7 protein-coding genes are annotated in these 12241 nt (G+C 42.0%); 2 read left to right on the top strand and 5 right to left on the bottom strand.

The window, feature by feature from the left end:
- Positions 1 to 1248 carry a tagaturonate epimerase family protein gene (locus ACESMA_RS02640; protein WP_372947208.1) on the bottom strand — a complete coding sequence of 416 codons (1248 nt, stop codon included), beginning with the start codon at positions 1246 to 1248 and terminating at the stop codon, positions 1 to 3.
- A gap of 298 nt (positions 1249 to 1546) precedes the next feature.
- Positions 1547 to 2593: a zinc-dependent alcohol dehydrogenase gene (locus ACESMA_RS02635; RefSeq protein WP_372947207.1), complete on the bottom strand. Its 1047-nt coding sequence runs from the start codon at positions 2591 to 2593 to the stop codon at positions 1547 to 1549.
- A gap of 226 nt (positions 2594 to 2819) precedes the next feature.
- Here ACESMA_RS02635 and ACESMA_RS02630 point away from each other — a divergent pair, with 226 nt between their 5' ends.
- Positions 2820 to 5993 (top strand): glycoside hydrolase family 2 TIM barrel-domain containing protein, encoded by a 3174-nt coding sequence (locus tag ACESMA_RS02630; protein WP_372947206.1) that lies wholly within the window; start codon positions 2820 to 2822, stop codon positions 5991 to 5993.
- A gap of 85 nt (positions 5994 to 6078) precedes the next feature.
- Here the strand turns inward: ACESMA_RS02630 and ACESMA_RS02625 are convergent, their stop codons facing one another.
- From ACESMA_RS02625 to ACESMA_RS02615, 3 genes are all read right to left on the bottom strand, one after another.
- Complete coding sequence (locus ACESMA_RS02625) at positions 6079 to 8601, bottom strand: AsmA family protein (protein ID WP_372947205.1); 2523 nt, start codon at positions 8599 to 8601, stop codon at positions 6079 to 6081.
- Positions 8602 to 8700: 99 nt separating this feature from the next.
- A complete protein-coding gene (locus ACESMA_RS02620) occupies positions 8701 to 9942 on the bottom strand; it encodes a competence/damage-inducible protein A (protein WP_372947204.1) in 1242 nt (413 codons plus the stop codon).
- Between the two features lie 98 nt (positions 9943 to 10040).
- Positions 10041 to 11279, bottom strand: a complete 1239-nt coding sequence (locus tag ACESMA_RS02615) for a M48 family metallopeptidase (protein WP_372947203.1) — start codon at positions 11277 to 11279, stop codon at positions 10041 to 10043.
- A 189-nt stretch (positions 11280 to 11468) separates the two neighbouring features.
- On the opposite strand from ACESMA_RS02615, the gene ACESMA_RS02610 reads away from it, so the two are divergent.
- On the top strand, positions 11469 to 12233 hold the full coding sequence (locus tag ACESMA_RS02610) for a ThuA domain-containing protein (RefSeq protein ID WP_372947202.1): 765 nt from the start codon (positions 11469 to 11471) through the stop codon (positions 12231 to 12233).
- Positions 12234 to 12241 lie beyond the last annotated feature (8 nt).

The raw sequence follows: 12241 nt of genomic DNA, 5'->3' as shown, positions 1-12241 counted from the left end.
TTAAAGGTCGAACAATCTTTTCAGGTGTCGGTCGTAAATGTTTTCTTCCACACAACTCCCAACCACATCAGCGTATTTTTTTAGCAGATTGGTGTATTCTTCTCCCATCTCGGCAGCCACTTTATAACCAACATGTATCAACTGCCTGAAATTGGGATTATAATCTGGGTAGCCTGGAATGTGACGCAGTGTATTGGCAAATTTTTCACCGGTCCAGCCGGCAACTTCGTCGGGTGAGGGAAGTTGAGAATCATCAATGTCAATTACATCAGCATAGGGTGCACATAATTCTACTTTGCGTTCCAATGCCTTGATATATATTTCTTTTGCTACAATTAAACCTTCATCTCCTGCAATGGCAAGACCAATTACCTCTTCGAGCCAAGTTGTGCCAGCGGTTTTTACATGAAGACCTTTGTTGTGTTTTTTTATGATTTTGGCCATAACCGGGTAAATTGTAAACTTATCGGATCCTGAATGAACACTGAGCTTCAGGTTTTCCGGAAGACCGAAAGCTTTTACGGCATAATCGATAACCAAAACATCTTGCTCAAATTCTTTGGCGAATTGCTCCACATCACCCACGTAATCCACCCCCTTGTTAAAGCGTCCGGTAAATTTAGGTGCGATGGTTTGTGCAGGAATTTTTTCATTGGCAATCATTTTCAAAATAAAAAACATATCAACAGGTGTTTGTGGAGTTTCCACTTCGTCCATGGAAACTTCGGTCACAAAATTTCCGGCACCTTTTTTTTCTTCAATGTGGCGGTAAATTTTCCCGGCTTCTTTAATTGCTGCAAGGTATTTTCCGGCAACCTGTTGCAGCAATTCATCTGAAATCTGAATGGGTTCCGGAATTCCAGGAATGGTTACCTCTGACCCGAGAGTAGCGCAGGATTTTTTGAAAGCAGCAACATCTTCCTGAGAAGATTCATTTCCGATATACATGGCAACGTCAAGCGTAAAAAAGTCGGCATGATCGATAAACCGGTCCACATTGGACAAGTTAATGTGGTCGGCATCCACAAAATAAGGTCCTTCCCAACCCAAATTTTTCACTGCAGCATCCGCTTCCATTCGTGTTCCAACCGGTTCAGAATGAACAATATTATGTTCCCGGTTCGATTTATTCCAAACAGGTGTTACTTCCACTCCTTCTGAAGTAGCTGTAATTAATGCACTTAACTGAGCCTCTCCCTGATGATTAAATCGGTCTCCCACTCCAAAACTGTACTTTCCCAATATCATTTTTTAGTATTTAAAGTTTTTGATTTCAAACGAATTTAAGTTTCCGTGTACGAACACGAAAGTAGAGATATATTTTAAACTTTCAAAAAAAATCGTGATGATTTGGAATTTTTTCCTTAAAATATGATAATTCAGAAGCGTTAAAAGCAGGTCTGAAGCCGGCTGGTTGACAATTTTTATTTATTCTGAACATTAGGCTGAGCCCGGAGCATAATTTATTCAACTGCAGCCCTCAAAATCTGATAACAACGGCCAGCCTTAGTTGGGCAGCCGATTTCAGCCGGTTTCAGCCGGCTTTCTACCGGAAATCCAGCAGCACTTTCAAATATTTCTCTTTTTCTTTTTGAACAAGTTCGAATGCTTTTTGAATCTCCGATCCGGGCATAACTTTTGAAATCAGAGCATCGGGTTTCAGGTTTCCTCTGTTTAAATGTTCAATTACCTCGGTAAACTCACCATCGCTAACGCGGGAAGTAATTATCTGCGCTTCTTTCCAAATTAATTCTTTAAAAACTACCGGCGAAGGTTCGTCGCTCAGTCCAAGCACACAAACTTTACCGCCGCCACGCAAACTCTGAATGCAACTGCGTACCGGCGTGTAAACTCCTTCAATTTCTTCAGCATGTCCTACAGCTTCAAATGCAATGTCAACGCCTTTACCGCCTGTATGCCGTTTTATCGCCTCCACCGGATTTTCTTTTTTGGGATTAATTCCGATGACATTTTCATTGAATTTTTCAGCTATTTGCAAACGGTTCTCCAGCGGATCGACCATAAATATGGTTCCCTTGGTTTTGGTGCGGGCGGCCTGTAAAATCACCTGTCCTACCCTGCCGGCTCCCCAAATAGCCAAGGTGTCTCCCTCTTTTGTTTTCGCCCGGTTATTGGCATGGAAACCAATTCCGTAAATTTCAACCAGAGCCACGTGTTCGTCGGGTAAATGCGATGCTGCTTTAAACAACATGTGCGGGGGCACTGAAATGAATTCAGCAAAACCGCCGTCCATGTCCACACCCAGCAATTTAAGACTCGTGCAGGCCGGGTAGTGTTTCCGCTGGCAGGCAGGACATTCACCGCACCAGATTATCGGATCGACAGCCACTTTGTCTCCAGGATTAAAACCCGAAACACCTTCACCAACTTCGGCAACTATCCCTCCCATTTCGTGGCCGGGAATAAACGGAACCGGAGTTCTCGGATGAAAGTCGCCGGGAAAAATGTGCATGTCGGTACCGCAAATGCTGGCAAACTGAATGCGTACCAAAACCTCGCCGGGTTTGACTTTCGGGGTTTCAACTTCTTTCCATTCAAAGTGACTGTATGATTCTAAAACTGCTGCTTTCATATAAATACTGGTTTTTGATTATTTCGGGAAATAATACATGGTTTAAAATTCTTTTCAAAATAAAACGAAAATCGCATGCAAACTATGATTCTTTTTTCTTTTTCTTTGGCCTTTTTCAGCATTTTAGCAACGAAATTTTCAAATTGAAGATAAAATCCCCTCAAAATAATTACTTTTGAAAAAAATTAAAAAGACCACAATGTTTTTTAAATATAATTTCAATCAAATGAATCAAATTACTGCTTTTTTAATTGTTTTCTTCCTGATATTTCCAGCGGGAAAAAATATGTTGACTGCACAAAATACCGAATTACCCGATTGGGAAAATCCGGCCATGTTCAACCAGAACAAAGAAAAACCCCGTACTTTTTTCATTCCATTTCGTACGGCGGAAGAAGCGCTTACTTTGAAAAAAAACCAGTCGGTTTATTACAAAAGTTTGAACGGAATGTGGAAATTCAATTGGGTGCGCAAACCCGCCGACCGCCCGGTTGATTTTTACAAACCGGATTACGATGTTTCAGGTTGGGATGAAATTCCGGTACCGTCCAACTGGGAAATTGAAGGTTACGGAATTCCGATTTATGTGAACCACCAATATGAATTTGCCGATTACAAAGCTCCGGTTTCTGACGAAATGAAATTTATCGATAAGATTTACCCGGCAAATCCGGGAGATGTTCCTGATGATTACAATCCGGTAGGTTCTTACCGGCGCACATTTTCCATTCCCGAAAGCTGGGACGGACGCCAGGTATTTATCCAGTTTGGCGCAGTAAAATCGGCTTTCTACCTTTATGTGAACGGACAGAAAGTGGGCTACAGCCAGGGCAGTAAAACTCCTGCCGAGTGGGATATAACCGATTACTTACAGGAAGGCGAAAACGTGCTGGCAACCGAAGTTTTCCGCTGGTCGGACGGTTCGTACCTTGAATGCCAGGATTTCTGGAGAATCAGTGGTATCGAACGCGAAGTTTTCCTCTATTCTACTCCAAAAGTGCGCATTCGCGATTTCTTTGCAAAAACCGACCTTGATGCGGAATACAAAAATGCAACACTAAAACTGGATGTGGATTTGAAAAACCATACCAACCGTTTCCGTTCCGGAAATTTCCAGGTTGCGTTTCAACTTTACGATGAAAACCTTGAATTGGTAACTGAGGAATCTCAGGAAGCAAAAATCAACCGAAAAGAAGAATTGCAGCTCACTTTTTCAAAGGAAATATTCAATCCGAAAAAATGGACAGCGGAAACCCCAAATCTTTACACGCTCATAATTATTCTGAAAAATGAAGCCGGAAAAACCGTTGAAACGGTGAATCACCGCATTGGATTCCGCGAAATTGAACTCATTAACACCTTGTTTTGTGTAAATGGCGTTCCTGTTCTCATTAAAGGTGTTAATCGTCACGAACATAACCAGTACACCGGCCATGTAATTTCTGAAGAGCAGATGATTCAGGAAATTAAGCTGATGAAGCAGCATAATATCAATGCAGTGCGAAACAGCCACTACCCTGCTCATGAGCGGTTTTACGAACTTTGCGATGAATACGGTTTGTACATTACCGATGAAGCCAACATCGAATCGCACGGTATGTACTACGACGAACATTCGCTTGCAAAAAAGCCGGAATGGACAGCCGCTCATGTGGATCGCATGATGCGCATGGTAGAACGCACCAAAAATCATCCTTCGGTGGTTGTTTGGTCCATGGGAAATGAAGCCGGCGATGGTGTTGTTTTCACAGCCGGATACAAAGCCATAAAAGAACGCGACCCGTCGCGTCCCATTCACTACGAACGGGCCATTATGGGCGACAACACCGACATTTTCTGTCCGCAATACCCGGGAGTTCAAACACTTGAAAAATATGCTTCGGAATGGCAGCCCAAAACCATGATTGCCAGCGAATATTCCCATGCCATGGGTAACAGCAACGGCAATTTGGTTGATTTGTGGGAAGTGATTTACCGCGAAGGAAACGACCAGTTGCAGGGCGGTTACATTTGGGACTGGATTGACCAGGCGCTGGCGAAAACCGACGAAAGTGGCACAGAGTTCTGGGCTTACGGCGGAGATTACGGAGAAGGAATGCCAACCGACTACAATTTTGTGTGCAACGGAATCATTTCGGCCGATTATACCCCGCACCCGGCAATAAACGAAGTAAAGTATGCCTATCAGAATGTTCGTTTTGAGGAAGTTCAGAACGGGTATAAAATTTCTAACTTCCACGATTTTATTGATTTAAGTAATTATGAAATAAGCTGGACAATTTCTGGAAATGGTGAAAAAATATACTCCGGGATTCTGGAAAATTTCAACCTTGAGCCACATTCAAACAGAATAATCAACCCGCCTTTTACCAATTTCACCCCAAAACCCGATGTGGAATATTTCATCGATTTTTCGGTGAAACTGAATCAAAACAAACCTTTCAGGCCGGCAGGTTTTGAAGTGGCGCATGACCAGTTTCAATTTGAAATGTTTGTTCCGGAAAAATCTGAAACTCTGGAATATGATGCACTTCAACTTACTGAAACTGCAAACATACTGGAAGTTACCGGCATCAATTTTAAAATTCAGTTGGATAAAAATTCCGGCACTTTTACTTCTTACGAAATAAACGGAATGGAATTGCTGCAAAAAGGTCCGCGGGTGAATTTCTGGCGACCGCCAAATGATAACGACAAAGGGAGTAACATGATTTCCCGTCTCGGAATCTGGCGCGAAGTGACCAACGAAGCTTTACCCTCTTCTATTGAAAGTTCACAGTCCGATCCAGGGAAAGTGGTGATTGCAACACATTTCAACCACGAAAAAGTGAATTCAAAACAGATAGTAACGTACACGATTTTTGGCGACGGAACGATTTACATAAACACACAGTTGGAAACCGGTGAAAGTGAAATACCCGACCTTCCGCGTTTTGGTCTGAAATGGAAACTGCCGGTAAATTTCGAAAATCTGGAATATTTTGGTCGCGGACCACACGAAAATTATGTGGACAGAAACAGGAGCGCTTTTGTGGGAAAATATGCCGGGAAAGTGGCCGGCCAGTATTTTAAGTATGTGCGTCCGCAGGAAAACGGTTACAAAACTGATGTACGCTGGTTTGAACTGCGCAACGAAAATGGTGTGGGAATCCGTGTTTCAGGAGAGCCGCTTGTTGGTTTTTCTGCACTGCACAATCCGGTAGAAGATTTTGACATGAAAGATGCTGAAGATTACCGGCATACCAACGATATTGTAAAAAAGGACGGCGTTTTTGTAACCTGCGACCTGAAAATGATGGGCGTGGCCGGCGACAATTCGTGGGGTGCACGGCCCTATCGGAAATATTCCATTCCGGCGCAGGATTACGAATTTAGTTTTACCATTCAGCCGGTTTTCTGATTTTTTTTAAAAATCATACAAAATTAAAAACCATATTTCCTGAAAATGCTGGAAATATGGTTTTTTGTTTGTTAAAAAGTAGAGCTTATTTTATCAGCTTTCTCAAACCTTCACCTATTTTATTCAGGTTATCCTGTAGATTATCCCTGGTTGATTTTTTTACTTCCTCGGTAATCATTTTACGGGCATCATTCAAATCAATTTTTACTTCAGGTTTTCCAACCGGGCCGCTCAACAGCACTGAAGCCGGTATAAGTTGAATACGTTCCTGTCCCGGTAAAACGCTTAAAATATTTTGAATATCATTTCCGAATGCTTCCCGCTGCACGTTGAAATCGAGGCGCATATCCAGCAGATTTTCCGTGTTAAGATTTCCGGCAATTTTAGTTTCCTGACCAGCAATTCGGGTAGTAAAAGGTTTCAGTTGAATAGTTCCATCAACCACTTCCACGAACGCACGAAAATCATCAACTTTAACATTGCTCAATCGTTCCGATTTTAAAATTCCTTTTAACTGGTTAAATATAGGCGATTCAATAATCTGAAGGTTTTCTGTACTAAATAAACCGGTTCCGTCAATGGATGTGGCAAGCAGTTTAAATCCCTGGCTCAGTTGCCCGTTCACTTTCAAACTGGTACTGAATTTTCCCTGGCTTTGCCGTGCAATGGGCATCATGCGTTGTACACTCGTAAGTGTTTGATAGGCTTTTGGAATATCTACCCCAACTAAATCGAAACCAAAATCGAAAAATGGCTGATTTTCTGTTGTATTTTCATAAGAACCAGTCAGTTTCAATTCACCATCGAGCATGCGCATATTCAGTCCGTCGAGGACCAGTTTACCGTTACGAGCTGTAATTAAACCATTTACATCGGTAATGGGAAGTTGTTCGAAAATAACCCGCTGAATATTTGATTGAAATGTAAAATCAATATTTTTGGGAATATCAAAAACAAGAATCTCCTCTTCAGCAGCATTTTCTGCCAATGGCTGATTTGGTTGTTGGGCAGTTGTATCAGTTTTGACTACCTGCAAGCGCAGCAACTCATTCAGATTAACAAGATTGGAATTCAATTGAAGATTACCTGCCAAAGTTCCGTCTTTGAGTAAGTAATTAAGGTAGTTGTTAACCTGTCCGGTTAATTTAAAATCGCTTGCTCCAACACGCAGGTTTAGTCCACTTAGGTTAACCGCGCGGGGAGAAAAATCGAGTCTGCCTTCAGGAATATTAATTTGTTGTGTTAATGATGGTGAATTGTAAATAAAACGCGTTAATAAAACCGTTCCGTCCGACTGAATTTTTTCGTATTCTTCGTTTTCAATGGCAGAATAGTTGCCTTTTACAAAAAGGTTTGCATCAATTATTCCTGCAATATCCACACTATCAAGTGGAAGCGCATCTTTCAAATCGTTGAAATTTACGTTCCCAACAAAAGCCCCGTCAAACCAGGGATCGGAAAACAACTTTTTGAGTTGTAGTGTTAAATCCACCGGACTGTTTTTCACTTCGGCATGAGCTTTTGAAATATTAACCTCTGTTAAATCGAGATCTCCTTGTGGCTTTTTAATACTCACATCGGCTGAAATATTTTTAATTTCTTCGGGCAAATCAGCATAATGAACATTCCCGTTGGCAACATCCATTTTCAGGTCGAATGCAGGATAATCTTCTTCAAAATAAAATCCTTTTACTGTACCTGAAATGGTGGCCGTACCGCTGGTTTCAATGTCTTTCAGATAATCCTCGTAATCGGGAGGCACCAGAGCCAGAAAATTATCGAACCCCGATTCTTTTGTTTGCAGTTTCAAATCGAAAAACATGCTGTCGTTGGGCATTTGAATCAGACCAAGCACTTCCAGTGGCAGGCGGTTTATCAGCAGTTCGTTTTCCTGAATTTCGATGTCCATTTTATCGTAATCCACATTCAGCACCGTGCGGGTTTCCACCGAAGTATTGGAAATGTAATTCACACCTACATAATTCAGTAAAAACTTTGCAGCCGTCCCTTCGGCCAGCAATTGTGCGGCTGTTCCGTACATTTTTCCTGAAATATCAATGTCGATTTCATCAAACTTCAGCAACATATCCATTTCCCGGTCTTCATAAATAAAATTTGCTTTGATGATTTCAATCTTCTCAAGCTGGAGCACCAGGCCATCTTCTTCTGCGTCGCCTGCCACCGAGGGAACCGTTTCAGCAGCCTCGTCCGATTCTACCATGAGGTCCCAGTTGACATTTCCGGTTGGCCCAACCACAAGCTTAAGTAGCGGACGATCGAGAATAATTTCCTCAATACCAATGTTATCCTTATTGAACAACTGCCGCAATGCGGTTTTTGAACGCAACGAGGGAACGGTAAAAATGGTATCGTTTTGAAATTCGCCTTTACCAACGACCAAAACATCAGTTAATTCAAGTGTTACTTTGGGAAAACTGCGTAGAAGCGACAGTTTCAGGTCGGCAAATTCCACTTTGCCATTTACATTTTTGTTGATGGTGGTTTTCGCTTTTTCGATTAAAGTCTGCTTGAAAAACAGCGGAATGGCAGATAACGCCGCTACCAGCACTGCCACAATTATTCCAATAATGATGAGTATTTTCTTCATGTTCTTTTTGTGTTTTTTAATTTTGACAGTAACACCCTCCTAAAATGATGCCATGTTTCAAAATTAAAGAAAACCTGACGAATTTGACGGGGATAAGTGTTAAAGAGTGATAATAGTTTTCCGTAAAATCTGCAGCGCCGTTTGGCTCGACCGGATGATATTCCTTTCACGATTATCGCCAAACACAAATTTTTCGGCAACTGTATTCCCGGGACCAGCTACGGCAAACCAGACCGTACCCACTGGCTTTTCTTCCGTCCCGCCAGTTGGGCCGGCAATTCCCGATGTTGCCACTGCAAAATCAGCATTCAGTTTGTTACGGGCGCCAGTTGCCATTTCGCGCACCACTTGTTCACTAACAGCGCCGTGCTTTTCCAGTGATTCCACTGAAACTCCCAGCAGGTTTTGTTTTATTTCGTTTGAATAGGCCGTAGTTCCGCCCTTGTACCAGCCCGAACTTCCGGGAACCGAGGTAATGAGATGTGAGATGTAACCACCTGTGCAACTTTCTGCAACGGCAAGCGTTTGACCTTTTTCCAGTAACATTTTTCCAATCACCTCAGCCAAAGTTTCATTATCGAAACCAAAAATATGGTCGGGAATGAGCTGCTTCAGGCGTTCTATTTCATCCTGAACCTGTCGTTTCAATTCATTTAAATCACTTCCCATGGCTGATAGTCGCAACCTCACCGACATGGGGTTGGGAAGATAAGCCAGCTTAATGTTTTTGGGCAGCGAGTTTTCCCAGTTTTCAATGCGCTGGGCCAGCATCGACTCTGGGAGTCCCTGCGTTTGAACCGTCTTGTGAAAAATGGCTTTGGTTTTCCCGTTGTTTTGCAGGCGGGGCAAAATTTCATTTTCCACCAAATATTTCATTTCGAACGGGACTCCGGGCACCGAAACAAAAATGGTATCATTCTTTTCGAACCACATGCCCGGCGCTGTGCCCGCTTTGTTGGGCAAAACCGTGCACGACTCCGGGACCAGCGCCTGATCGCGGTTCAGCTTGTTCAAATCGATGTTCCGGTTTTTAAATCGTTGTTTAATGTGTTCAAATGTGGGCTCATGAAACACCATTTTCGTGTTGAAATATTCGCAAAGGGTATGTTTTGTAATATCATCTTTTGTTGGCCCGAGGCCGCCTGTAAGAATGACCAAATCCACCTTTTCTTCAGCATTTTTCAAGGCTTCCATTATGTGATCGCTATCATCGTGAACCGATGTAATCTGGTAGATTTCAATGCCGCTCAGATTGAATTGTTCGGCAATCCAGGCCGAGTTGGTGTCAATTATCTGCCCGATGAGAATTTCATCGCCAATGGTTATAATTTCTGCTTTCATTTTATAAGTATCAAAATATCAGACTACGAGACACAAGACTAAGAAAAGTAAAAACCAACTAATCATGTTTTCTCTCGCTAAGACGCAAATGCGCCATGTTATTTTTCAAATGTTTTCAAATGTTTCAACCGTTCAAACAACGGAGGGTGCGAATAGTTGAAAAAAACATACAACGGATGTGGAGTCAGGTTACTCAGGTTTTTTTGCGAAAGTTTTTTCAGCGCAGAGATCAGCGGCTCCGGTTTAAAATGCTGTGCTGCAAACGCATCGGCCTGGTATTCGTTTTTCCGGATAAGCTGGTTCATAAAAATTCCCAAAACAAACGAAACCGGTGAATACAAAATACCAAATGCCACCAGTCCGATATGAAAGTTTGGCTCTTCAACGCCGAGCGCTTTGCTCAGGTGAGAATTTTCGATCAACAGAGAAAAAATGAACAGCACAATTCCGGTTTGAATCAGTGAAATGACCAGTCCCTGCATGACGTGTTTCTTTTTATAGTGACCTATTTCGTGAGCCAGTACCGCAACAATTTCATCAGTTCCCATCTCTTCAATCAGCGTGTCATACAGCACAATTCGCTTTTTGGCGCCAAGCCCGGTAAAATAAGCATTGGCTTTTGTGGATCGTTTCGAGCCGTTTATCACAAAAATATTGTCGAGTTTGAAACCTACTTTTTCGGCAAATTGCTGAATGGCAGTACGCAACTGACCCTCTTCCAGCGGGGTTTGTTTGTTGAAAAACGGCACTATAAGGTTGGAATAAAACATGGCCATAAAAATACTGAAAGCTGCCACCACTAGCCAGGCGTAAATCCAGAACATGTCTTGCGTTTTCTGGTAAATAAAAATGATAAGTGCCAGCAATCCGCCACCAATAATAGCTCCCAGCACCCACCCTTTTAACTGATCGAGCACAAACGTTTTGGGAGTGGTTTTGTTGAAACCGTATTTTTCTTCAATCACAAACGTATCGTAAACAGAAAAAGGCATGGTAATTAAGTCAGAAGCAAACATGATGATACCGAAAAAAAGTAGTGCCGCCAAAATGGCATGAGAGGCAATATTCCATGCAATGCTGTCAACAAATGCAAATCCGTAAAAAACAAACATGGCCAGAATAACCAAAAAGCTGAAAGTCCCGGTAATCATTCCAAACCGGTGATTTTCTTTTTGATAGGCCTGTTGTTTGGTATATTTTTCATCGTCGTAAATCCCTTTCAGTTCATCTGGCAGTTTAGTGCCCATCCGTTTGGTGTTCAGGTATTCCAGGTAATTTTCGAAAACAAAATCGAGAACAAGTATCGTTATGATGATCCAAAAAATAACTTCGTGCATATTGAATAATTATATGAATCGCAAATATAACATTTGGTAACCCGAATTCCGATTCATTATCTTATAAAATCAACCGCGAAAAATATTTATGTGCGAAATGAACCACTTCATAAAAATATTTCATTTTATTCTTTGTAACCTCAAAGGGATTTTAACTACATTGCACATGAATTGTAAAAATTACATCCAATGAAAATCACTATTTTAACTTTTGGCTTACTCATTTTATTTTCGTTTTCCATGTGTGCACAGGAAAAAGAACCCGAATTTGAAACCCCGGCGCATATTCTCGTTTTTTCAAAAACTTCAGGTTTCCGGCATGAATCGCTGTCGTCGGGAATAAAAATGCTGTTCGACCTGAGTAAATCGCAAAACTGGGTTATTACTGCTACCGAGGAGAGTTCTGCTTTTAACACTGAAATACTATCCGGTTTTGATGTGGTTGTATTTATGAATCCGACAGGCGATGCGCTGAATGCCAGTGAACAGGTAGCTTTTGAAAATTTCATGAAAAAAGGAAAAGGAATGGTTGGAATTCATTCGGCTGCTGATTTTGAATACGAGTGGCCATTTTACGGCGAACTGATTGGCGGTTATTTCAAAACCCATCCGCCAGCCCAAACCGGCACCGTTATTTTTGAAAATTTCGATCATCCGGCTATGAAACCATTTAAAGGAATGGAAAGCTACACCACATTTGACGAATGGTACACGTTCAGGGAAAATCCTCGCCCAAAAGTGAATGTGCTGGCAACGCTTGATGAGGGTAGCATAAAAAAATACAAAAACGACGACTGGCGCATGGGGGATCACCCCATCATTTGGTGGCTGGAAAAAGACGGAATGCGTTCGTTTTACACCGGTTTTGGCCACACCCACGAAGCTTTTCAGGATGAAAAGGTGAAGGTTCATATTAAAAATGCGATCAATTGGGCTGCAAAACGAATCGATTAATAGCATTT

It is taken from the genome of Mariniphaga sp. (assembly GCF_041687215.1).
In the GTDB taxonomy this organism is placed as follows: domain Bacteria; phylum Bacteroidota; class Bacteroidia; order Bacteroidales; family Prolixibacteraceae; genus Mariniphaga.
Note: the sequence above shows the minus strand (reverse complement) of the source record. Positions and strands in the feature narration are given on the sequence as shown.

Excerpts from the sequence above, each read along its gene's own strand:
- ACESMA_RS02610 (WP_372947202.1), top strand. The coding sequence starts at position 11,469 with ATGAAAATCACTATTTTAACTTTTGGCTTACTCATTTTATTTTCGTTT.
- ACESMA_RS02620 (WP_372947204.1), bottom strand. The coding sequence starts at position 9,942 with ATGAAAGCAGAAATTATAACCATTGGCGATGAAATTCTCATCGGGCAG.
- ACESMA_RS02640 (WP_372947208.1), bottom strand. The coding sequence starts at position 1,248 with ATGATATTGGGAAAGTACAGTTTTGGAGTGGGAGACCGATTTAATCAT.
- ACESMA_RS02630 (WP_372947206.1), top strand. The coding sequence starts at position 2,820 with ATGAATCAAATTACTGCTTTTTTAATTGTTTTCTTCCTGATATTTCCA.
- ACESMA_RS02625 (WP_372947205.1), bottom strand. The coding sequence starts at position 8,601 with ATGAAGAAAATACTCATCATTATTGGAATAATTGTGGCAGTGCTGGTA.
- ACESMA_RS02615 (WP_372947203.1), bottom strand. The coding sequence starts at position 11,279 with ATGCACGAAGTTATTTTTTGGATCATCATAACGATACTTGTTCTCGAT.
- ACESMA_RS02635 (WP_372947207.1), bottom strand. The coding sequence starts at position 2,593 with ATGAAAGCAGCAGTTTTAGAATCATACAGTCACTTTGAATGGAAAGAA.